The sequence below is a fragment of the Paenibacillus mucilaginosus 3016 genome (assembly GCF_000250655.1).
Lineage (GTDB): Bacteria > Bacillota > Bacilli > Paenibacillales > NBRC-103111 > Paenibacillus_G > Paenibacillus_G mucilaginosus.
Genome location: NC_016935.1, coordinates 6,449,340 through 6,470,007, shown reverse-complemented (window position 1 = coordinate 6,470,007; position 20,668 = coordinate 6,449,340). Strand labels below are relative to the sequence as shown.

28 protein-coding genes are annotated in these 20,668 nt (G+C 54.9%); all 28 read left to right on the top strand.

Features of this window, described 5'->3' with window-relative positions; genetic code table 11:
• The first annotated feature begins 11 nt into the window (after nt 1-11).
• The 28 genes from PM3016_RS26625 (at nt 12) to PM3016_RS26495 (ending at nt 20,421) form a co-directional block, all read left to right on the top strand.
• Nucleotides 12-1,124 (top strand): DUF2213 domain-containing protein, encoded by a 1,113-nt coding sequence (locus tag PM3016_RS26625; RefSeq protein ID WP_014371581.1) that lies wholly within the window; start codon nt 12-14, stop codon nt 1,122-1,124.
• Nucleotides 1,125-1,127: 3 nt separating this feature from the next.
• On the top strand, nt 1,128-1,610 hold the full coding sequence (locus tag PM3016_RS36855) for a structural cement protein Gp24 (protein ID WP_014371580.1): 483 nt from the start codon (nt 1,128-1,130) through the stop codon (nt 1,608-1,610).
• 16 nt (nt 1,611-1,626) lie between these two features.
• Complete coding sequence (locus PM3016_RS26615; RefSeq protein ID WP_014371579.1) at nt 1,627-2,523, top strand: DUF2184 domain-containing protein; 897 nt, start codon at nt 1,627-1,629, stop codon at nt 2,521-2,523.
• Nucleotides 2,523-2,936 carry a hypothetical protein gene (locus PM3016_RS26610; protein ID WP_014371578.1) on the top strand — a complete coding sequence of 138 codons (414 nt, stop codon included), beginning with the start codon at nt 2,523-2,525 and terminating at the stop codon, nt 2,934-2,936. Before PM3016_RS26615 ends, PM3016_RS26610 begins: the two co-directional genes overlap by 1 nt.
• Nucleotides 2,937-2,950: 14 nt before the next feature.
• Nucleotides 2,951-3,313, top strand: a complete 363-nt coding sequence (locus PM3016_RS26605) for a DUF4054 domain-containing protein (RefSeq protein ID WP_014371577.1) — start codon at nt 2,951-2,953, stop codon at nt 3,311-3,313.
• Entirely contained in the window at nt 3,313-3,939 is a 627-nt protein-coding gene (locus PM3016_RS26600; protein WP_014371576.1) for a hypothetical protein, read from the top strand. The genes PM3016_RS26605 and PM3016_RS26600 overlap by 1 nt, the downstream gene beginning before the upstream one ends.
• Complete coding sequence (locus tag PM3016_RS26595) at nt 3,918-4,313, top strand: hypothetical protein (RefSeq protein ID WP_148279712.1); 396 nt, start codon at nt 3,918-3,920, stop codon at nt 4,311-4,313. Before PM3016_RS26600 ends, PM3016_RS26595 begins: the two co-directional genes overlap by 22 nt.
• Nucleotides 4,306-4,785: a phage neck terminator protein gene (locus PM3016_RS26590; protein ID WP_014371574.1), complete on the top strand. Its 480-nt coding sequence runs from the start codon at nt 4,306-4,308 to the stop codon at nt 4,783-4,785. Before PM3016_RS26595 ends, PM3016_RS26590 begins: the two co-directional genes overlap by 8 nt.
• A 5-nt stretch (nt 4,786-4,790) precedes the next feature.
• Nucleotides 4,791-5,807 carry a DUF3383 family protein gene (locus PM3016_RS26585; protein ID WP_014371573.1) on the top strand — a complete coding sequence of 339 codons (1,017 nt, stop codon included), beginning with the start codon at nt 4,791-4,793 and terminating at the stop codon, nt 5,805-5,807.
• A gap of 12 nt (nt 5,808-5,819) precedes the next feature.
• Complete coding sequence (locus PM3016_RS26580; RefSeq protein ID WP_014371572.1) at nt 5,820-6,224, top strand: phage structural protein; 405 nt, start codon at nt 5,820-5,822, stop codon at nt 6,222-6,224.
• A 44-nt stretch (nt 6,225-6,268) separates the two neighbouring features.
• Entirely contained in the window at nt 6,269-6,568 is a 300-nt protein-coding gene (locus tag PM3016_RS26575; RefSeq protein WP_014371571.1) for a hypothetical protein, read from the top strand.
• A gap of 147 nt (nt 6,569-6,715) precedes the next feature.
• Nucleotides 6,716-8,797 carry a phage tail tape measure protein gene (locus PM3016_RS36850; protein WP_014371570.1) on the top strand — a complete coding sequence of 694 codons (2,082 nt, stop codon included), beginning with the start codon at nt 6,716-6,718 and terminating at the stop codon, nt 8,795-8,797.
• 31 nt (nt 8,798-8,828) lie between these two features.
• The gene (locus tag PM3016_RS39160) at nt 8,829-9,377 is read left to right on the top strand and encodes a LysM peptidoglycan-binding domain-containing protein (protein WP_202948957.1); all 549 of its coding nucleotides are present in this window, start codon (nt 8,829-8,831) and stop codon (nt 9,375-9,377) included.
• A complete protein-coding gene (locus tag PM3016_RS26560) occupies nt 9,377-9,682 on the top strand; it encodes a phage baseplate plug family protein (RefSeq protein ID WP_014371568.1) in 306 nt (101 codons plus the stop codon). Before PM3016_RS39160 ends, PM3016_RS26560 begins: the two co-directional genes overlap by 1 nt.
• Complete coding sequence (locus PM3016_RS26555) at nt 9,679-10,575, top strand: phage protein (protein WP_014371567.1); 897 nt, start codon at nt 9,679-9,681, stop codon at nt 10,573-10,575. Before PM3016_RS26560 ends, PM3016_RS26555 begins: the two co-directional genes overlap by 4 nt.
• Nucleotides 10,575-10,958 carry a Gp138 family membrane-puncturing spike protein gene (locus PM3016_RS36840; protein ID WP_014371566.1) on the top strand — a complete coding sequence of 128 codons (384 nt, stop codon included), beginning with the start codon at nt 10,575-10,577 and terminating at the stop codon, nt 10,956-10,958. Before PM3016_RS26555 ends, PM3016_RS36840 begins: the two co-directional genes overlap by 1 nt.
• Complete coding sequence (locus tag PM3016_RS26545; protein ID WP_014371565.1) at nt 10,955-11,326, top strand: DUF2634 domain-containing protein; 372 nt, start codon at nt 10,955-10,957, stop codon at nt 11,324-11,326. Before PM3016_RS36840 ends, PM3016_RS26545 begins: the two co-directional genes overlap by 4 nt.
• Entirely contained in the window at nt 11,316-12,491 is a 1,176-nt protein-coding gene (locus tag PM3016_RS26540; protein WP_014371564.1) for a baseplate J/gp47 family protein, read from the top strand. Before PM3016_RS26545 ends, PM3016_RS26540 begins: the two co-directional genes overlap by 11 nt.
• Nucleotides 12,488-13,126, top strand: a complete 639-nt coding sequence (locus tag PM3016_RS26535) for a hypothetical protein (protein WP_014371563.1) — start codon at nt 12,488-12,490, stop codon at nt 13,124-13,126. Before PM3016_RS26540 ends, PM3016_RS26535 begins: the two co-directional genes overlap by 4 nt.
• Before the next feature lie 15 nt (nt 13,127-13,141).
• The gene (locus PM3016_RS26530) at nt 13,142-14,641 is read left to right on the top strand and encodes a hypothetical protein (RefSeq protein ID WP_014371562.1); all 1,500 of its coding nucleotides are present in this window, start codon (nt 13,142-13,144) and stop codon (nt 14,639-14,641) included.
• Nucleotides 14,642-14,651: 10 nt separating this feature from the next.
• Nucleotides 14,652-14,894, top strand: coding sequence for a hypothetical protein (locus PM3016_RS26525; RefSeq protein ID WP_014371561.1), 243 nt, complete (start codon nt 14,652-14,654; stop codon nt 14,892-14,894).
• Nucleotides 14,891-15,058, top strand: a complete 168-nt coding sequence (locus PM3016_RS38865; RefSeq protein ID WP_014371560.1) for a hypothetical protein — start codon at nt 14,891-14,893, stop codon at nt 15,056-15,058. Before PM3016_RS26525 ends, PM3016_RS38865 begins: the two co-directional genes overlap by 4 nt.
• A gap of 103 nt (nt 15,059-15,161) precedes the next feature.
• Nucleotides 15,162-17,687 carry a fibronectin type III domain-containing protein gene (locus PM3016_RS40925; RefSeq protein WP_014371559.1) on the top strand — a complete coding sequence of 842 codons (2,526 nt, stop codon included), beginning with the start codon at nt 15,162-15,164 and terminating at the stop codon, nt 17,685-17,687.
• 67 nt (nt 17,688-17,754) lie between these two features.
• Complete coding sequence (locus PM3016_RS26515; protein ID WP_014371558.1) at nt 17,755-18,027, top strand: hypothetical protein; 273 nt, start codon at nt 17,755-17,757, stop codon at nt 18,025-18,027.
• 6 nt (nt 18,028-18,033) lie between these two features.
• Nucleotides 18,034-18,216, top strand: a complete 183-nt coding sequence (locus PM3016_RS26510; RefSeq protein ID WP_041619249.1) for a hypothetical protein — start codon at nt 18,034-18,036, stop codon at nt 18,214-18,216.
• 3 nt (nt 18,217-18,219) lie between these two features.
• The gene (locus PM3016_RS26505; protein ID WP_014371556.1) at nt 18,220-18,594 is read left to right on the top strand and encodes a hypothetical protein; all 375 of its coding nucleotides are present in this window, start codon (nt 18,220-18,222) and stop codon (nt 18,592-18,594) included.
• Between the two features lie 37 nt (nt 18,595-18,631).
• Entirely contained in the window at nt 18,632-20,023 is a 1,392-nt protein-coding gene (locus PM3016_RS26500; protein WP_014371555.1) for a phosphodiester glycosidase family protein, read from the top strand.
• A gap of 2 nt (nt 20,024-20,025) precedes the next feature.
• Nucleotides 20,026-20,421, top strand: a complete 396-nt coding sequence (locus PM3016_RS26495) for a phage holin, LLH family (protein ID WP_014371554.1) — start codon at nt 20,026-20,028, stop codon at nt 20,419-20,421.
• Nucleotides 20,422-20,668: the final 247 nt, after the last annotated feature.

Below are 20,668 nucleotides of genomic sequence, written 5' to 3'. Positions count from 1 at the left end.
TGATAACGAAGATGAAACTGCAAAGATTTGATCGGGCCATGGTGCTTGACTACCAGGAAGACGCTGCCGGCTTCTTGACCGTGCGGGCCGGCATTACTCGGCCGGGGGTATTCCCTTACCGTCGCGGCGACGGAGGGATCCAGTTTGAAGCTAAGCTGCCGGAGGACATTCTTTCTGATGCTGTGGTGCAAAGCGCCCGAGCAAAGCCGGTCACCGACGAGCATCCTCCTGAGCCGGTCACCCTGGATAACATTCAGAAATACTCCCGGGGCATGAGCCATACGGATAGCCGAGTCGAAGATGACAAGATTGTGGTCACGATGACGGTGACGGACCGGTCCTTGATCGAGCGGGTCCGGAGCGGGAAGCAGAAGGAGATCAGCATCGGCTTTGAGACCGACCTGATCCAGGAGCCTGGTGAATACATGGGCCAGCGTTACGACGCAAAACAGACGAACATCGCGATCAACCATATTGCTATCGTGGCCCGGGGCCGCGCCGGCCCGCATGTGGCAATCCGCGGAGATTCCGCCTTTGAGATTGATGAAGAAGACATTAACGAAGGAGGCCAAACTATGGCAATGTACACGATTGACGGCAAGGAGTTTGAGGTGCCGAGTGAAGTGAAGAGTAAGCTTGATGTCCTGGAGGCCCGCCTGGACGCAGCCAATACGAAAGTCGGCGAGTACGATAAGCTGCAGGGCCGGTATGACGCCCTGGAAGCAGAGCGCGATACTTTGAAGGGAGATCTGGAGAATGCAAAAAAGCAGGTTCTCACGGCGGACAAACTTGACGCAGCTATTGCTGCTCGTGTGGCTCTTATCGACGGAGCCCGAAAGTTCCTCGGCGATTCCTTTGACTTCTCCGGTAAGACAGATCGCGATGTGAAGGTGGCTGTGATCCAGAAGGTGAAGGGCGCTGATTTCAAAGCAGATGGCAAGAGCGATGAGTACATCGATGCTTTCTACGATGCATCGGTAGAGCGGGCCCGCACTGATGGATTCACCTCCACCGGCGCCAACAGTGTAATCACTGGAAGCTACACTTCTGACACACAGGACGAGATCGCGAAGGCAAAGTCCGCTCGTTTGAACGTAAAAGACCACTGGAAAGAGGGGAAATAAACCATGCCTATCACTAGCGGATACGATCAGTACATGCAGGAACCGACAGGTAAAGGCCGCGTCGCTCTTTATCCTGAGCACCGGGCTGATACGGTGGGAGCTGCCGGCGTAGTTCCTTGGGGCAAAGCGGTCTCTTACACGGCAACGAATCAGAACCGCGGCGAGGTGTATACCGGGGCCCGCAAAGTGGCCGGCGTGGCCATCGCTAACCACTACGCTGAGAACCGCGTCACGAACATCAATAACGAAATTGTCGGCCAGTACGAGACTAACGACGCTGCGTCGATCCTGCGCAAAGGCGTGATCTGGGTGCAGGTGCTGGAAGACGTGGTTAAGGGCGACCTGGCCGTTGCGGACAACGCAACCGGCGACTTCCGCCCATCCACTACGGCGACTACCGGCAAGTCGGGGGTACTGGGTGAGTTCAAAACCTCCGCACTCGCTAACGGCCTTGCACAACTTGAACTCAATCTGCCAAACCAATAATGGAGGTGTCCCCTGAATGATGAACCAAGTAGCTTTCCGAGGTATGGACCTCGAGGCAATCGACCGCAGATTATATGAACTGAAATATGAGGAGCTCACAGCTCGCCGTATTCTGAACCTCAAGACTGATATCCCTGCAGGGGCAGAGACCTATGCATATGATGTCATGACCCGCTCCGGTGTGGCCAAGATTCTGGCCAACAACGCAGACGACGTGCCGTTCGTAGACGTTGACACGCGCCGGGAGTTCCAGCGCATCTATTCCATCGTGGCAGGCTTCGCCTACACGGTTCAGGAACAGCGCGCAGCTCAAATGACCGGCCAGACTATTGATTCGACGAAAGCAGGTGTCGCCCGCCGTGCTGTGGCCGAGAAAGAGAACCGTCTGGCCTGGATCGGTGACCCGGACTTCAATATCCCCGGCCTGATCAACGCTACGGGCATCCAGACGACGAACGTCCCGCCAAGAGCGGACGGAACAAGCACGAAGTGGAAGGATAAGACGGGCGAAGAAATCGTCGAAGACGTTCGTATCGTTCGCTCCTTGGTCTCGGTCCTCCCTGGACACATGACCGCTCCACTGGCTCTCGCCCTGCCTCCGAATCAGTTCGAGATTCTGAACAGCCGATACAACGAGTACGATTCCCGTACTGTCCTGCAGGTGATCCAGAGCTACAACTGGTTCAGATCGATTGACCGTGCACCTGAGCTGAGAGGCGCAGGCACGGGTGGCACGGACTCCATGCTGATCTTCGACGCATCGTCTGAGGTCATGGAGCTGCTGCTTCCTATGGACATGATGCGCCATGATCCGGAGTGGGAGTTCCCGAAATGGAAGTTCGTTGTTGAAGAGCGCTGCGGCGGCGTCGTAATCCGCTATCCTATGGCTATTGCGAGAGGAGATGGAATCTAATGCTGGTACACAACAAGGGAAATTATGTCCGCAATCAAAACGGCGTCCGTCTTGTGCCAGGCGTCAACAACATTTCTGATGAGGACTGGGCGGATTTTATTGCCCATCCGCTCAATCAGAGACTGGTCGATGAGGGTGAGATCGTTCCTCAGATCCGTACAGTGGAACGTATTGAAGGTAACCAGGTGACGAGGGAACAGAAGACGGCGGGATTGGCTGACATGACCGCTGCAGAGGTTGCATCCTTGGTTAAGGACACCTTCTCCCGCGAGCTCCTTGGGGATCTCCGTGATGAAGAGGCTGCTGGCCAGAACAGAAAGACTGTACTGGCAGCGATCGACAAGCAGCTGGAGGACATCGAGAAGTCCTTCCAGGAAGCGCGCGAGAAAGAAGCCAAAAAGGCGAACGAATAGGAGGCTGCCGGCTTATGCCAACGACTCCAGATAGGGTGCGGGCGATCGCTTCGCACCTCGGTGCGCTTACGGATCCGCAGCTGCAGCTCTTCATTGATGACGCCATAATTGAGATCGCATCCTTCCCGGCTGAGAAGATCGCCGGCTATGAGGAGCGGCTGCCGCGGTACCTGGCCGCGCACCTGGCAAGCATGAACGTCCGCCGCTCGACTTCCCAGCAGGTCGGGGACATGAAAGTCACGTACGACTCCGGTACCGGCGCCAAGGGCGAAGGCCTAGCCTCCACGCCATACGGCCAGGAGTACCTTAGGTTGCTGGATCTCCTGGATCTGAAGCCGCCGGAGACTGGCCCGGGGCTCGGGCTGATGGTGCTCTGATGGCCAGGATCACGATCAAGGACACCAACCGGATACCGGACGTAATCCGGACCATCCGGGCACTGAACAGCAAGGCGATCGAGATCGGCGTGTTCGGCTCCGACGATTCGTTTATGGCTATGCTGGCCAGCGTCCACGAGTTCGGATTGACCATTAATGCGAAGAAGCGGTTCCTGACGATCCCAACGGCGCTGGCCGGGGATAAGACGGCACGGGAGTTTAATGACCTTCGGTTCGTACCGATCGACGGCGGCCGGAAGGGTCTCCTGGTGCGGGACCGGCAAAGGAGCGGGAAGGTAGGCGCCCGGTCGGAGATCATGTTTATCCTGGTCCCGTCTGTGAAGATACCCGAACGCTCCTTTATTCGTTCCACCACCGATGCCAAGCAGGCCGAATGGAACAAGCTGGCCGGGCGATTCCTGGCCGATGTGTTGGACGGGAAGATGAGTGTGGAGACGTTCTATGAGCGACTCGGCGCCCGCATCGTCGGGGATATTCAGGAGACCATGCGTGACATGGAGCCTGAGAACGCCCCTATCACCCGCTCCAGGAAGAAGAGTAGCAGCCCGCTCATCGATACCGGCCGTCTGCGGCAGTCCGTGACATGGAAGGTGGTGAGCAGCTGATGCCGCATTTTGATTTTGCCGAAGTGTTTGGTGAGTGGGGGAAGAAATTCCACCGCTTCCCTAAAGGCGGGGGGTATTACGACTATGCCAACGGCGGAAAGTGGGTGCCGGGGTATGGCGCACCGGTAGAAATGGAAGGGATCATCGTTCCGATGTCATTTGAAGAGCTGCAGCTGGAGACTGGCGGCACGTATACCCGGGACGACCGGAAGATTTACGTGCGACTGCCGGCTGAGCTGGCCATCGATGACCGGATTATGCATAAGGGTCTGGAGTACCGAGTGCTCGAGGCCAAGCCATACGATGAATATTCAGATCACCGGATCTATATCGCCAAACGAGTAAGCACGAAAGGACGGGGGCCGGATGCTTGATCTAAGAGCGATTCGTTCGATGATCGTGGCCGGGCTGTATGCCAAGCTGCAGCAGCCCGTGATCCGCGCCGATGACGAGGGAGATGTGCCGCCCTACCCTTATGTTGTGTACAGCCTGACATCTCCGTACATTGATATTTTCGGCAAGGACATCGAGCAGGTTGTCGGCGAAAACCTGGAGCGGGTGCGCACGGTGGAACTCGTCGCCTCCTTTACAGTCTACTCCGAGGATATCGACGAGGCAGAAGAGCTGTGCATGCGGATCCTGGATCATTTCAACCGGGAGGACCGCGAAGTTCTGGCGGAGCAAGGTTTGGTTGTGGTGCGCATCTCAGACGTTCAGAATCGGAGCGTAGCGCTCGTTGAGCACTACGAACGCCGCTATGGTGCCGACGTCAGGTTCAGGGCCTTAGATTGGCATGTTGGGCCCGGAGAATTCATCGAGCAAGCAGAAATTACAGAAGGGAGTTGAAGGCATTGCCTTTAAAAGACGTGAAAGTCACGATCAGCCTCTCGCGGCCGGCGGGCCTGATCGGCTTCGGCAAGCCGCTGATCATCGGTCCGAAGACTGGCGGCCAGGCATACAAGAATTACAGCGACCTTACCGCACTGGTGGCGGATGGCTTCGCGGTAGGCAGCGAGGTATACAAAGCGGCGGCAGCTGTTATGGGCCAGGGAGATAACCGGCCACAGGTGTTCGCGGTGGCTGCCTACGATAGCGGTAGTACGAGCGACGCACTCGATGTGCTGACGGCCAATTACAGCAAGGACTGGTACTTCCTCATCAGCACCTCCACGGTGAAGGCGGAAGTCATCGAACTCTCCAACTACGTGGAGGGCCAGGGCCGCAAGCTCTTCGTCACCCGGACAAGTAACCTGACCGATCTGGTCGACCTCAAAGCTACGGGCAACGAGCTGACCTTCGTCATGTACCACAGCGATCCGGATGAGGTTGCAAAGTATCCAGATGCAGCTTGGGTCGGCCGGGTAGGCAGCCGCACGGTCGGTACCGTGACCTGGAAGGGCCACAGGCTGGTCGGAATCCTGCCGGACGACCTGGACGCAGCGGGACTGCAGGATGTCCACGACAACGGCGGGAACGCCTACGTGACCAAAGCTGGCACGCCGGTGACGAGCGAAGGACAGGTGCTGACTGGCGAATACATCGACGTCATTATGGGCAACCACTGGGTGGCGGCCAACATCGAGGAGCAGGTGCAGGCGCTCTTCAATAGTGGCGAGAAGATCAGCTATACGAACGGCGGCATCTCGCAGATCGAGAGCGTCGTTCGGACGGTGCTGGGCATCGCCTATCGCCAGGAGATCATCGCCGAGGATGCGGACGGCATCCCGCTCTACTCCACCGACTTCCCATCGCGAGCAGAGACGACCACGATCGACCGGGCGGAGCGGATCCTGCGTAACGCAAAATTCAAATACGAGCTGGCCGGGGCGATCCATGCAGCAGAGATCACCGGCACGGTTAGCGCATAGGGGGTGTGAGTATTGAAGAACGTAAGCACGTTCAACGCGAAGGACGTTGCAATAACAGTCAACAACATCTTCCTGACCGGCGTTGCTGAGGACTCTTTCGTCACCGCTAGCAAGGACGAGGACGAATTCACGACCAGCGTCGGCGCCCAGGGAGACGTAAGCGTGTCGGAGGTAAACAACCCGCTGGGGACGATCACCGTCACTCTCCAGCAATCCTCCCCGTATGTCGAATACCTCAACCGCCTGGCCGTGAGCAAGACGATGGTTCCTATCTGGGTGTTCTACAACGGGCGTCCAAAAGAGAAGATTGGTGGAACACAAGCTCGAATCAAGCGTCCGGCTGCCGTGAACTATTCCGATGATGCAACAGATAGTAATCGGTCCTTCGAGTTCCAAGTGTTTGATTATACTCAATAATCGGGGGCCCGAATGGGGCCTCTTTTCTAAAGGGGGAAATACGTATGCAACGTAGACAGATGAAATATACCGCTGGCGGGATCGAGTTCACGTTTCAGCACCCAGGATTGCGACTAGCCACAAGGATCAAGGATACTAGCCGTGATCAGCACGGTCACCTGGCAGACGAGCCGCTGTTCACCCAGTTGATGGAGCACGTCATCGTTTTTCCTAAAACCACATGGGAGTGGTGGGATGCGGAGCCGGAGCGGGAAGACATTATGAAGGAGGTCTTCGCGGAGGCGCTGCGATTTCTTATCGTCCGGCCAAAAGATGAGCCAGCAAGAGTGGGAGAAGAAAGCTGAGAGGAACTGGCTGTTCTGGAGACCGGTTCTTGAGACAGGAGGAATCTCCTACAGTGAAGCATTTGCAATGGATATGGATGAGCTGAACGAGGCCAATGCGGCCGTCACAATCTGGCAAAGGCTGAAGGCAAAGAGAGGTGACTTTTAATGGACAAGTACCTGCGGAAGCTCGCCCTTTCCGTCGCCTGGGAGATTGAGGATGGCCCACTACGTAAAGCCAACAAGGCAATGGATGAGCTCAAACGCAGGATGGGAGACGGAACTGCCAGGAAGTTTGAACGAGAGCTTGCCAGCGCAGGATCGAAGGCTACCCAATCCAGTCGATCAATGGACAAGCTTACAAGTAGCATCTGCCAATCGAGCTCGGCTATGGATGCCCTGAAGAAGAGTGCAACAGGTGCTTTTCAGAGCATTCAAAGGGTTACAGGTTCTGCTACGGGTATGTTGAGAAATACTGCAGTAGGGTCCGGAGTCGCCGCGGCAGCTGGAGCTACACTATTAGCTAGCAATTCAATGAGTAGGGCAATGGACTTTGAGGCCCAGCTCTCTTCCATACAAGCACTCACTGGTCTCTCGAATGAGGGTATGAAAGCAGTGGAAGATAAAGCGCTGGCTGTAGGGGCTGCCACGAAGTACTCTGCTCTCGAGGCAGCTCGGGGATCGGAAGAACTTTTGAAAGCAGGTATGAAGATCGAGCGAGTTGTGAGTGAAGGTCTTCAAGCTGGACTCGATCTTGCTACTGCAGGCGGGCTAAGTCTCGAAGAAGCAGCGGCCACGCTCGGGCGTACGCTGAACACGTTCAAAAAGGATGGGCTTGAAGCAGCGGACGTAGCCAATATCCTTGCAGGTGCGGCCAATACCTCGGCTACCAGTGTTCATGAACTGGGTTATGCGCTGGCTTCCGTGGGTGGTGTTCAGGATATGACCGGAGGAAACCTAAAGGATGTAATTACGGCGATAGGCCTTATGTCGAATGACGGGGCAATAGGTGGATCTGACCCCGGCACAAGCATCAAGTCACTCCTTCTTAATCTGCAGGCATCGGGCGATAAAGAGTCAGGCCTTTTTGACGAGATTGGACTTGGAAATGACGCTAAAAACCTGTTCTTCGACAACGGAAAAATAAAAAACCTAGAGGGTATTGCGGACGCAATTCAGAAGGTTTTTGCACCGATGAATGATCAACAACGACTTAAAATGTTTGATGAGATTTTTGGATCAGATGGTATCCGAGCGGCTTCCATGTTGTTTAAGAATGGAAGCGAAGGCGTGCGGCAGTTCCAGAAAGACATGTTAAACGTAACCGCTTATGATGTCGCAAAAAAGAAAATGGATAACACACGAGGTTCTATCGAGGAATTAAAGGGTGCATTCGAGACCTTGCAGATCCGTACCCTCAAGCCTTTTCTTCCATTTGCCCGACAGCTGTTTGATGGACTTGGTAACGTGGTTGAACGCAATGAGGACCGTATCGTTTCCTCTGCTAATCGGATGGCTGATTATCTTAGGGAAAAGTACATTGATAATCAAGCGTTTAGAGATTTGAGTTTTGAGGCAAAGGTCGATTACGTATTTAACGACATTGAAGATACCTTCATGGCTTGGTATAACAAAACCGGAAGGGAAAAAGCGTATAACATATCTCGTGAAATAACAAGTACACTTGCAACCTCTCTCGCAGAAGCCTCGGGTCCCTTAACGCAAATTGGCGTATCTCTAGGCGCAGGTATTGTTAAGGGCGTGGCACAGGGTGTCGCTGATGCTGCAAAATCTGTACCTATACTTGGACCTTTGGTACAAGAGGTAAGTACGGGAGTCAGTGATCTTTTCCAAGCGATTGGGGATGTAAAGAGCACCTACGATGCCGCTGTAACAATGGTCAATAACCATTATAACGGGTACGGTTCGACCGCAAACTCTGAGGCATACAATGCCGAACAGATGGAGATTGGTCGCCAATTTGACGGTTCTCATGAAGACGGACATCCGTACATCCCATTCGATGGTTATCGGGCGGAACTCCATAAAGGAGAGCGGGTGCTCACGGCAGAAGAGAACCGAGCATACAACTCCGGGCAAACACCTAGCGGCGGAATGCAGCTGCCTCCAATTGTTCAGCACTTTCACGGTAATACCAGCCGGGAGGATGCGTACAACGGAACCATGGCAGCTCTCGATGCCTATGCCCGTAGCATTATGAGACGAGATCCTCAACCGGTGGTGAGATGACATGGCGGCGCTGAACGGAATCGAGATACACGTGGTCGAGGAGCGGGTACCGTTTGAAGTCCAGATCCCGACAAGGCCTGTCGAGAAGGGCAAGGATATTGCTGACCATGTCAAAAGGACGGCCAGGCGCCTTTCCCTCACTGGCGAAGTCGTCGGTCCGGATGCCGGCGATAAACGGATTCAGATCTGGGCCATGGCCGAGCGTGGTGATCTGGTCGTGTATGACGGCCGGAACGCCGCCTATACCATGCTGATCAAAAGCATGCCGACCGAGCATGACTATAAGATCGCCAATGGCTTCCGCTTCACTCTGGAGCTCGAGGAAGCTCGGATCGTAACGGTGACCCAGTCGGTACCGGAGTCCACAGACCCTACCGGCACGGCAGCCGCGGCGACCGGCAACCAAGGCATGCAGCAGCTCGAGCAGAAAACTGGCGAGGTGTATGCGACCATCAAGTCCGGGGATAGCTTCTGGCGCCTGGCCGGCACGTTCAAAACGACCACGGCAGCCATTCAGGCGCTGAACCCAGGAGTAGATCCGCGTAAGCTGCAGGTCGGGCAGAAAGTGAGAGTGGTGTAATGTACCGGCTGAACATCAACAAGGCCGCGGTCCCCTATCGATTCGAAGTGGTGATCGCAAACGTCCGGTACCAGTGGGAGATCCGCTATAACGACATGTTCGATTTCTTCACGGTGGACCTTTCCACCGGCGGAGAAGTGCTCGTTGTAGGCGAGCCCCTGGTTTATGGCTCTTCCCTCTTTCAGTCCATGGGCGATGAGCGCTTTCCCCGCTTCACGATCACTCCCCTGGACCAGAGCGGGATCGTCGAGACGGTCACCTGGGGCACACTGCAGGAGACAGTCTTCCTGGAGGTGGAGCCGTGACGCAGATCAACGCATTCGGTCGCGAGGTGGAGGTGCTGGTCGGGGACCTGCGCTTTTACATGGACGGCCAGAGCGGGCTGGACATCGAATTCGACGTCCCCTTCGACGACGACGTCATCCCGAACGAGGCGACCGTGACGATCTACAATGTCTCCTCCGACACCTACAACCAGATCAGTGCCGGCCAGAAGCTGATCATCAATGCCGGGTACCGCGGCGACCGGGGCAGCATCTTTGTCGGCGAAGTATCCGAGATGATGCCGTTCCATGAGAAACCTGACAGCCGGATCATGATCAAGGGTATCGACAGCCACGTTTATGTGGAGGCCCAGCTCGAGAAAACGTACGGCCCGGGCACAACCGGGAGCACCATAATAAACGATTTGATCAGGCAACTCGGTCTGCCGATCGGCAAAATAGAGCTCCCGGACGATGTCACGTATCCGCGGGGCTATTCGGTTTACGGCCGGATCGTTGACTCTCTCAAGCAGGTGGCTACAGACTGCGCTGCTCTCGCCTTCATGGCGCGCGGCCAGGTGTATGTCTGCTCCCGCTTCTTCGGGGAGGAGACGGACTTCACCTTGAGCGAGGACACAGGGCTGATTGGCTCGCCGCGGCTGACCATGGTTGATATCGCGAAGACCAACCTGGATTACGTCGCTAAGCAGCCGAAGACGAAACGTAAGCGGTCCACGACCGCCCGGGTCACCTATGGCAAGAAGGACGAGGAGCAGGAGGAGCAGTTCACGGTTCAGAGCCTGCTGAATCACCGGTTCGGTACCGCGAAGATCCTGCAGGTGCTCAGCGTGAACTACAATTTCGTGTACCGCATTTGCCGGGGCCGGCATATCTGCAACGATTCAGAATTCACAACGGAAATGGAGCTGATGTGATGGGGGATTTCGAGAACATGCTGCGCAGCATGATTGACCGGGCGGTTCTTAACCTGCACACGGCCCAGCTTTGTCGGGTGCTCTCCTTCGATTCGGGGAGCCTGACGTGTGACCTGCAGCCGCTCTTCCAGCAGGTGCGGATCGACGGGACGGCCTTCACTCTCCCTCCGATCACGAATGCTCCCTGCTTGAGGCAGCGGTACCGGGTAGAGGGCGGCGAGGTGCGGGAGTATTCGCCGCACTACCAGGCTGGTGACATCGTCCTCACGGTTGTCGCGGAGCGGGCGATCGATCACGTGCTGGCCGGACAGCCGGCAGACCCTAAGATCAACCGCACTCACCACCTTTCCGACGCGATCGTGATAGGAGTGATTGGAGGATGAAGAGCTTCAAACTGGGCGAGGATGGCGACCTAGTCATCCAGGACGGCGAGCTGCTGATGGTCGAAGGTGACGAGGAGCTGCTGCAGTGTATCCGCATCGAGTTCTCAACCTACAAGGGCGAGTGGTTCCTCGACTCAAATATGGGCGTCGACTATTACGGGAAGATTCTTGTTAAGAGCCCCAATTACGCCGTAATCAAGGCGGAGCTGACGGCAGCCATTCTGCGGGAGCCGCGGATCCGCACGGTGGACCAGATTGAATTCGTCAATTTCGACCGGGCGAAGCGGGTGCTATCCATCAAATTTAAGGCGACGGCCTGGAATGGCCGGACGTTGGAGTCAAGCGAGGTGATACCTGGTGCTGGATAGCAGCGGCTTCAAACGTAAGACGTATGCCGACCTGCTTGCAGAGGGCGAAGCAAAAGCCCGCGAGTTGTTCGGCGAAGATATCAATACATCAAGAATGTCACCCGTGGGCATAGTCTTGCGGGTTTTTGCTTGGTTTCTCTCCGTGCTCTGGATGGTTGCCGAGAAAGTATATTTATCTGCATTCGTTGATACGGCGGAAGGTGTCTCCCTCGACCGCCTCGGCGTCCAGGCGGGCGTCAGGAGAATCGTGGACACCTACGCCAGCGGGCCGGTTGAGCTGACAGGGACAGCCGGCTATATGGTAAACCCGGGACTGCTCGCGCAAAAGCCCTCGGGCACGCAGTATGTGATCACGAATGCGGTCACGCTCGGCGGCAACGGCAAGGGCATTACAACCGTGCAGGCCGTAAACCCAGGGAGCAGCGGGAACGCAGACGTCGGGGAGATCAGCGTCCTGGTCAATCCGGACGCGAATCTTACAGCCATAACCAACCTTGAGGCCATCGAGAACGGGGCCGACCGCGAAAGCGACGCAGCATTCCGTGCCCGCTTCCGGACCTCCCGGGCAGCTCGCGGATCCGCGACGCTGAACTCCCTGCAGGCTTCCGTCGCTGCCCTGCCCGGCGTCCGAGCTGTAAAGGTAGTCGAGAACGAAGAAGAAGTGCCTGACAGTGAAGGACGACCTCCCAATTCCTTTGAGACCTATGTCTTGGGCGGAGAGCAGGCTGCTATCGCCCGGGCAATCTTTGACAACAAAGCGGGCGGAATACGGACCTGGGGAAGCATTACCCAACAGGTTGCGGACATATCCGGCACGTTGCGGACCATTCGCTTCAGCCGGCCGACGACGGTTCCAATCTTCGCCAACCTGCAGGTGGAGACAAACTCCTCGGCAGCCTCTAACGTGGCCGATCAGGTGAAAGATGCCATCGTGCAGTACATCGGCGGAGAAACTGCGGACGGCACGGTGTACGCCGGGGGCACCATGGGAGAGGACGTCCTGTGGGCGAAGATCATCCGGGCCGCATACACCGTCACAGGCGTGGAAAACGTGCATGGAGGCATCGGAACGACCGCCGGCAGTTACTCCACGAATGACATCGGGATCCAGGAGCAGCAGGTGGCACAGATCAATGCTGCAGATATCGGGGTGACGGTGGCATGAGCTTCTGGGAGCAAATGAGGAAACGACTTACTGACGTGTTCAAGAAAAATCCAGAGAGCAACATCAGCAAGTTTTTAAGGCTGGCCGCGGAGCCAATGGATGAAATCGAGGCTGTACTGTGGCAGATCCACGCCTGGCGCGATTTGGACCAGGCAGAGGGCACGACGCTCGACCTGATCGGCTCCAACGTCGGGCAGCCGCGGGGCGTCGTAAGCGACCCGATCTATAGGGCCCTGATCCGGTCAAAGATCGCACGGAACCTTTCCACCGGGACGCTCGATTCGATCATCGAGGTGCTCGCTCTCGCGTTGGATTCTGATCCATCCACGATCAAGCTGGAGGAGCTGTCGGAGGATGAGGTGGATCCAAAGCCGGCGGCGATCCGGGTGGCCGGCCTGCCGTACAATCGATTGGATACCATGGGGATCAGCACCACACAGTTTCTGCAGCTGGTGAAGAGCGTTGTTTCCCCGGGGGTCCAAGTGGAATCGATCGAGTTCTCTGGTACGTTGCGGCTGTCCGATGTAGGGGCGGCAAAGAGACCAGGGCTTGGACTTGGCGACGATGCGAAAACAACGGGCGGAACCCTCGGCAATGTGTATGCCGGCGATGATACTCCAGAATTGCCGATTTAAGAAAGGAGAGGCGCTATGGCATTCAATTCACCATTAGCAGAGTGGTACGCTTCTGGGGTGGAACCGCCAGAGGACGACAAAACCATAGGTCACAAAATTGACGACCCCTTGCCAGCGAATTGGCTTAACTGGCAATGGCACAGAACATATGCCGCACTTGATGAGCTGCAGAAGAATGCTGTTCATAAGAGCGACTTTGATCAATCACTGAAGAAGGCTGACGCTGTTCAGTTCAGCGGTCTTACCGTTACAAGAGATGCCGATAATGCTTTTCTCACCGTTAAGGCGACTGGAGCTTCGGGCCACGATGTAGTCCTTAACATGGAAAATGAAACGATGGGTACTGACAAATACCGGATTAAGCAGATTTTTAATACCGCCAATGATGGAATGGGTGGCGAGGGTTTTCTTTTCCGGGCGGTAAGGCCGAGCGATGGCCGGACGGTTGATTGGAAGCTAAGCGGTAATACCGGAGATATCTGGACCAGCGGCCGGAATCTCAATCTAGGCACCGGATACTCCCTCAACCTGAATGAAGGACCGCTTTACCTCCGGAGTACAAATGGTGCCGATACGAATCACTTTATTCGTTACTTCGATGAGACCTCAACGAAAAACATTGATGGTACCCGTATTGCTGGTAACCGCGGTGTACAGTTAGGCACCATGGATCATGGGGCAACAAATGGAGGTGTATTTCATCCAACCGTAACTATAGCGAATGATTTTTACAACATTTCGCTTGATGTCCGCCGGCAACCAGGGAGGCAAATTCAAGCAGATACTTTCATTGGGGTTCCAGCAGGAGTAAAACTCGGGGCATATATCGTCAACTACGAGGATTCGACTTCTTCAGTTGGTGCAATCGTGGCGAATCGATATGCCAATGACGATACAAGTATCTTCGAGGCGGTGAGCTTGTTTAACGGTTGGAATCCTATGTTCTCCGTACGCGGCCGTGGCCAGGTTAACGTATTTGGAAAGACGTTCCTCCATAACGGAGCGGCCCAAAACCCCATGAACAGTGCGCCTGCGATATCCGTAGCAATTGGCGACCATGACACCGGGTTTAACTGGAACTCGGACGGACAGATGGAGATTTTCGCGAACAATCAGGTGACGGCTTGGTGGAACACTACCCAATTCCGCGTAGAGAAAGCTTTTAGCGTAGGCGGTACAAAATCAGCGTTTGTCCAAACGGCCAGCCATGGCGAGCAGCTGCTGTATGCCATGGAGAGTCCAGAGAACCGATTCGAGGACTTTGGTGAGGGGCAGATCGGGGATGACGGATCCGTTGTGATCCAGATGGACCCTATCTTCCTGGAGACCGTCGAGATTTACGGGGATGATTACCAGGTTCATGTTACGGGGATTGACGGTAACGGGTTTACCGTACCTGTCCGGGGCGCGGACAGCTTTACGATTCACGGGCCAGCCGGGAAGAAGTTCATGTACAGGGTTCTTGCATGGCGTCTTGGATATCACAACCTACGGTTCAATTACGCGGCGGGATAGGAGGTAAACCATGAAGATCAATATCATGTCTATCACTCAGAATTTCAATAAAGATGGTGAGCTGATGCAGTATCGAGTCACCTATCAGAAATTTGATAATGAGGGAAACATGCTCTCCTCCAATGCAATGTTGCTGCTCAAGCCGGACGCGATCGGTCCTATTGAAGTAGCAACGCAGGGAGTTCAAGGGTTTGTTACCGAGAGGATTAATCTTAAAGAGGGCATATCCACACAGGAGGAGAATCAGCGATGAAAGATGGGATCAAACAACGGATCATGCAGATTCAGTCACAAATGTATGTACTGCAACAGGAAGAGCGGGAATTGTACACAGCTCTTTCTGTACTGGAGAGGCAAGAGCAGATCGATCAAGAAAAGGGAACTGAAGAGAAGGCATTAGAAGCAAGCACCGAATAGCCGGCTGCTTGCTTTTTTCTGCATAAATCCAGAAGAAAGGCGTGATTTTGTTATGAGCAGGGTTAGGAAACGAACGCCAGTCAAAACAAGTTCAGGAAGGCTAATGCGTAGTGTCACCGGGGTTATAGAGGGGGTGGGGGGCGATGGCGGAGGTGTTATCATTGCCCAACCGTTCAAAGGCAAAAAAATTATCCTGATCGGTAACTCTGTAGTTGCTGAAGTGGACGTGCCTGACGGCCAGGGATGGTCTACCAAACTTGCGGCCAAATCAGGGGCGACCGTTATTAAATATGGATACCCGGGGAAGCCCTGGTCTTGGAAGACAGCCCTTGGCGCGACGAATACCTCGATCTACTCCAACCGGAATTCATGGGATAGAACCGGGGATGTGTACATTCTGTACTCTGGCGGCAACGATCCAAGGCTTAGGATTAAAAAAGGTGTCTACACCGATACCACGACGGACGACAACCATATGGGAACGATTAGGGCAACGGTGAACCTGATCCGGAGTTGGAATCCTAACGCAATCGTCGTCATTGCCATTTCCCTACCGCGGGATGGCCCACCAGAGGATCTGGTAAGAAATGAAGATAAGAACGAATTAGGCAACAGCCTCATGGACCATAACGCGGAGGCGCGTTTGCTCGCCTACGACATGAAATGCCCAGTGTGGGACATGTTCGGTATTGGCATGGACTATGACACGGACTATCAGCGGGACCGTGTCCATCCGAATCCATTGGGATGCACGAAAATGGCTGATTCCGGAGTCGGATTCCTTGCAACGCTTAAGCCCCCAGTAGCAGCGGATAACACCGCGCCGAATGTGCCGGCACGGCCTACACTGGTCAGCAAGACACATAACAGTGTCACGCTTTCCTGGACGGCGGTCACTGATAACCCTAATCCGGGAGGCGTCGGCGTAGCAAGTTACATTGTGGAAGGTGGGGTGTCACCCGTAACTGTTAGTTCCGGCACTCAAACTACCATTTCCGGCCTTAATCCAGAAACCTCATACAACTTCACCTTGAAGGCCCGGGATGCGAACGGAAATACATCCGCGGCCTCTCCAGCGCTGGCAGTCACAACCGACGCAGCCCCGGCAGGCGGCGGGCCTACAGTGTACTTCAGGGATACGTTTACCGGTGCTGATGGTCCCCTCAATGCACACCAGCCAGAGACCGGGGCACCATGGAATACCTCAATAGCAACTACGCCAGCTAACTGGCAGCTTATCAACGGCGCGGCGAAGTATACCGGAACAACGGGAGATAAGATTCTCACCGAATCAGGCGCGCCTTCGGGGGATTACACTCTCCTATATAACGTTTATGCAGCCGGCGGGAAACAAGGCTTCATCTTCCGTGGCCTGAACGGCACGAACTACCTCTACGTCAGGTACGATGCTGCTGTAGCGGGGAAAGAGCTCAAGCTGTATAAACGCAGTGACGCCACGGGAGCCGCAACCACCACGTTGCTGCACGAGGTGGCCGCCACGATCAACACGACAACGAATCATGAAATCAAAATCGTGGTGTCTGGTAACAACATCAAGGTGTACCTCGAAGGAAGTGCGACGGCTGCTATGGACTTCACGCTCGCCGCAGCGGATGCGACGGAATACGCGGGAAGAACCAAAGTAGGGATGTATGCAGGCGGGGAAAATACCAGCCAATGGAACGAGCTCACTGTACAAAGCAACGCTGCGACAAGCACTCCTGTAACGGATAACACCGCACCGAATGTGCCGGCACGGCCTACACTGGTCAGCAAGACACATAACAGTGTCACGCTTTCCTGGACTGCTGTCACCGATAACCCTAATCCGGGAGGCGTTGGCGTCACGAATTACATTATCGAAGGAGGCCCTACGGCGGTTACGGTGGGTACGGAAACACAGACGACCATCCCAGGATTGAACCCGGAGACCCCGTACAACTTCACCTTAAAAGCTCGGGATGCGAACGGAAATACATCTACAGCTTCACCGGCACTGGCCGTCACAACGGATGCAGCGCCGACAGGTGGGCCTACAGTGTACTTCAGGGATACCTTCTCTGGTCCCGACGGTTCGCTTGATGGGCATACACCAGAAACCGGACAGCCTTGGGATACTTTGGTGGCTACCACGCCAGCTAACTGGCAGCTTGTCAACGGTTCGGCAAAATATATCGGAACCACCGGGGACAAGATTTATAACGAATCAGGAGCTCCTTCCGGAGATTACACGCTCATTTATAAAGTCTTCGCGGCCGGAGGCAAACAAGGTTTCGTATTCCGTGGCCTGAACGGCACGAACTACCTCTACGTCAGGTACGATGCTGCTGCAGCGGGGAAAGAGCTCAAGCTGTATAAACGCAGTGACGCCACGGGAGCCGCAACCACCACGTTGCTGCACGAGGTGGCCGCCACGATCAACACGACAACGAGCCATGAAATCAAAATCGTAGTGTCTGGTAACAACATCAAGGTGTACCTCGAAGGAAGTGCGACGGCTGTTATGGACTTCACGCTCGCCGCAGCGGATGCGACAGAGTATGCCGGCAGAACCAAATTTGGTATGTATGCGGGCGGCGAAAACCAGTCGCAATGGAACGAAGTCACAGTTCAAAGCAACACAGCTTAATACCTCTAAACAAGTTAGCCCCGAGCCGATCGGGGCTATTATCATAGACCGAGAGGGGAGCGAGGGGATGACTCCGGATCAATTAGTTCAAGTGGAGCAGACGGCAAGACTCGCTGAAAGATATGGCGTAGCCCTGATACTGGCGATCGTTTTATTGGTCGTTGTGCTCTACGTCCTGCGGCTCTTCATGACCGGCAAGATCGTGCCGCGGGAACTGCTGGACAAGGCGGAAGAGGACCGTGATGAGCTAACCAAAACGATCAATGAGATCAGGGGGCCGTTAGAAGAGATACGCGACGTGGTTAAGAACTTGAAGAGGGATAAACCTAGGGGAGGATGAGGCGTCGTGATTATGCGATTATTGAAACGACTCGCCCCGTGGCTCCAGGACAAAGAGATAGAACTTAACCATGCATCCAGAAGAGTTTCTATCAGCATAGACCGCTATCGCGACGTGTCCCGGGAGCTGCAGGAGGAAATACAGCGGAACAACTTTGCGAAATACCTGATCTATGAAAAAGGAGAATAGCCCATGATCGAATTCATCGACATGATGCTTTTGCTGCTGTACACCGTAACGCTCAGCAGCTCGATTTATATCATCTCCGCGCATCGGAAGTACTTTCTGGAGAGATTCAAGAAGGGTGTTGTCAGCGCATTTCTGCTGGCGATGCTCTTTTTTTTGTCCGCCTATACCGTCAAGATGCTCGTGGCGGTCTGGATCCGGGCGTCGGAAGTCTTTGGTTTTTGGAATCCTGACATTGAAGCATGGCAGCTACTCGCGTGGCTGCTCGCACAGGTGGGGACAACGGCGGGGCTGGTGATCCTCGCGGTCATGACTTACAAGAATAAATTCGACCTGTTCATCTGCCTGCGTAAGATCGACAAGAAAGGAGAGCAGCCATGAAGAAGAGGGAAGACGTTCAATCCATAAGGAGGACCCTATGATCACAATCAAGCAAAAATTTATCCCTGCAGGGAGCAAGAATCGTCCAGGACGCAAGCGCCAGCCGCGCGGCGTCCTTTTTCATACCACGAACAACTGGAAGGACGGGGCGGGCGATGAAATGCATGGGGAGTATATGGCCACGGTCAAGGACCGGGTCGTCAGCTGGCATGTGACAGTCGATAAGGACAGTGCCACTCAGCACATTCCCTATGATGAGAATGCGTACCACGCCGGCGACGGCAATGGCGACTATAACACCTACTGGATCGGCGTGGAGATTGCCTGCGAGGCAGTGGAACCAGGAGAGCCGCTTGATCTGGCTACATACCGCAACGCGGTCGATGTGGTCGCCAAAATTATGCTTCAGCAAGGATTTACGTCATGGGAAAATCTGCAACCGCACGAAGTGGTATACGGCAAGGATTGCCCACACCACACGTTATTTGATCACAACAGATTCAAAAGGGATGTATTTGAAAGGATGGGGTTGAAGTTGCTTCCTGCGGTTTTGAAAGAACGGATCTATGCCCAGAGTGGCGTGCTCAAGCGATGCGATGGGGATTACAAGATTAAGGCCACAGATGTCCGGTACCTGAAGCTTGATGGTAAAAAGCTTCGGTTTCAGTTTGTGGCCCGGACCGGCGCCAAGGTCTCTGAGTTGCTCGCGGAATACGGAGCGGATTTTGCAACTAATGCACCGTATTTCTGGGACGGAAAAGTGCTGGGGGATGCGGTCGCTGACGGCCAGGTGATAGCCCAGGCCTACGGCAAGATGCTTAGCTGGTACGAGTTTGGTGTCAAGGGTGGGCGGCCACAGATTGGGCAGCTGGACCCGACCGTGCAATGGGATGTTCTGGTGCAGGGGGCGCCCCTATTGATCGAAAATGGCAACCCATGCTGGGATTACTACCGCGTACTCCAGGAAGTGCCTGATGACATAGGCATGAGCCGCGCGCAACGGACAGTATTCGGCCTGGATGCGTCGGGAGATCTGCATATTGTTGTGGCAGACGGTCGGACGCAGTACGATCAGGGCCTGACGCTCGAGGAAGCTACGCTGTACATGCAGTCGAAGGGATGCACCTGGGCGCTGAACTTCGATGGAGGCGGCTCCAGCGTATTGGCCCAGAAGGGCAAGGGCAGCCTGGGTCAGAACCAGGGGGCCGGGGAGCGTGTGGTGAACCATGCTCTTCTGATCTGGATCGTGGAGAACGGGCCGATCACGCCGCCGGCTGCCTCCCCATCGGGTGATAACTGGAAGCAGAAGTCGGTCGCCTGGCTGAAAGAAGTGGGCGGTATTGAAGACGATCATTCGCCCGATGAATCGGTGGAATTCGCCGAACTGGCTGTCATTCTCAAAAACTTAATTGAAAAGGGAGCGATCTAATCATGATCCTGGAAATCATTCAACCTCATATCACAGAAATTGCGCAGTCCGTTCTTACCATTGCCGCATTGATTGCACTTGCGGGCCTCCGGCAAGTCAAAAAGAAAGCTCTGGAGCTGTACAAAGCACAGACTACTGATGCACAGCGTGAAGTCCTTAATAAAGTCGGCACAGAGGCATTTGCTCACGCCGAAACGCTGTACAAGGGAATGGGCGGGGATGCCAAGCTGGACGCAGCCTATCAGTATGCATCCAAGAAGCTTGGGCAACTGGGTATCAATCTCTCCGTGGACGAGATTAAGGCGTCGATCCATACAGCTTGGCTGGATCACAATGCCAAGGTGCAGCCCGCCAAACTGACAGACTCGGGCACTAGCAGCGATCAAAAGGTGATCTAACGCAAAGTCCACCACTGGTTGAGGCGGCCTTCAAGGATTTTGGCGGCGATAAGAAACAGCAAGAGGCCAAGCAGTATGTGCTGGGCCATTTGAACTAGATCGGCCTTACCCTTAACTCAGAAGAGACCCGTGCCGCTATCGAGAAGGCCGTGTTAGATCATAACGTTGTTGCAAAGAAATGAGAAAAATCGCCCTGCCGAAATGGTGGGGCGATTTATTTTGCATTCTTTTCATGTCCAATAGTATT

Excerpts from the sequence above, each read along its gene's own strand:
- PM3016_RS26595 (WP_148279712.1), top strand. The coding sequence starts at position 3,918 with ATGGAAGGTGGTGAGCAGCTGATGCCGCATTTTGATTTTGCCGAAGTG.
- PM3016_RS26560 (WP_014371568.1), top strand. The coding sequence starts at position 9,377 with ATGTACCGGCTGAACATCAACAAGGCCGCGGTCCCCTATCGATTCGAA.
- PM3016_RS38865 (WP_014371560.1), top strand. The coding sequence starts at position 14,891 with ATGAAAGATGGGATCAAACAACGGATCATGCAGATTCAGTCACAAATG.
- PM3016_RS26625 (WP_014371581.1), top strand. The coding sequence starts at position 12 with ATGAAACTGCAAAGATTTGATCGGGCCATGGTGCTTGACTACCAGGAA.
- PM3016_RS26590 (WP_014371574.1), top strand. The coding sequence starts at position 4,306 with ATGCTTGATCTAAGAGCGATTCGTTCGATGATCGTGGCCGGGCTGTAT.
- PM3016_RS26495 (WP_014371554.1), top strand. The coding sequence starts at position 20,026 with ATGATCCTGGAAATCATTCAACCTCATATCACAGAAATTGCGCAGTCC.
- PM3016_RS26525 (WP_014371561.1), top strand. The coding sequence starts at position 14,652 with ATGAAGATCAATATCATGTCTATCACTCAGAATTTCAATAAAGATGGT.
- PM3016_RS26600 (WP_014371576.1), top strand. The coding sequence starts at position 3,313 with ATGGCCAGGATCACGATCAAGGACACCAACCGGATACCGGACGTAATC.
- PM3016_RS26610 (WP_014371578.1), top strand. The coding sequence starts at position 2,523 with ATGCTGGTACACAACAAGGGAAATTATGTCCGCAATCAAAACGGCGTC.
- PM3016_RS26505 (WP_014371556.1), top strand. The coding sequence starts at position 18,220 with ATGATCGAATTCATCGACATGATGCTTTTGCTGCTGTACACCGTAACG.
- PM3016_RS26545 (WP_014371565.1), top strand. The coding sequence starts at position 10,955 with ATGAAGAGCTTCAAACTGGGCGAGGATGGCGACCTAGTCATCCAGGAC.
- PM3016_RS26615 (WP_014371579.1), top strand. The coding sequence starts at position 1,627 with ATGATGAACCAAGTAGCTTTCCGAGGTATGGACCTCGAGGCAATCGAC.
- PM3016_RS36855 (WP_014371580.1), top strand. The coding sequence starts at position 1,128 with ATGCCTATCACTAGCGGATACGATCAGTACATGCAGGAACCGACAGGT.
- PM3016_RS26515 (WP_014371558.1), top strand. The coding sequence starts at position 17,755 with ATGACTCCGGATCAATTAGTTCAAGTGGAGCAGACGGCAAGACTCGCT.
- PM3016_RS36850 (WP_014371570.1), top strand. The coding sequence starts at position 6,716 with ATGGACAAGTACCTGCGGAAGCTCGCCCTTTCCGTCGCCTGGGAGATT.
- PM3016_RS26575 (WP_014371571.1), top strand. The coding sequence starts at position 6,269 with ATGCAACGTAGACAGATGAAATATACCGCTGGCGGGATCGAGTTCACG.
- PM3016_RS36840 (WP_014371566.1), top strand. The coding sequence starts at position 10,575 with ATGGGGGATTTCGAGAACATGCTGCGCAGCATGATTGACCGGGCGGTT.
- PM3016_RS40925 (WP_014371559.1), top strand. The coding sequence starts at position 15,162 with ATGCGTAGTGTCACCGGGGTTATAGAGGGGGTGGGGGGCGATGGCGGA.
- PM3016_RS26605 (WP_014371577.1), top strand. The coding sequence starts at position 2,951 with ATGCCAACGACTCCAGATAGGGTGCGGGCGATCGCTTCGCACCTCGGT.
- PM3016_RS26535 (WP_014371563.1), top strand. The coding sequence starts at position 12,488 with ATGAGCTTCTGGGAGCAAATGAGGAAACGACTTACTGACGTGTTCAAG.
- PM3016_RS26530 (WP_014371562.1), top strand. The coding sequence starts at position 13,142 with ATGGCATTCAATTCACCATTAGCAGAGTGGTACGCTTCTGGGGTGGAA.
- PM3016_RS26500 (WP_014371555.1), top strand. The coding sequence starts at position 18,632 with ATGATCACAATCAAGCAAAAATTTATCCCTGCAGGGAGCAAGAATCGT.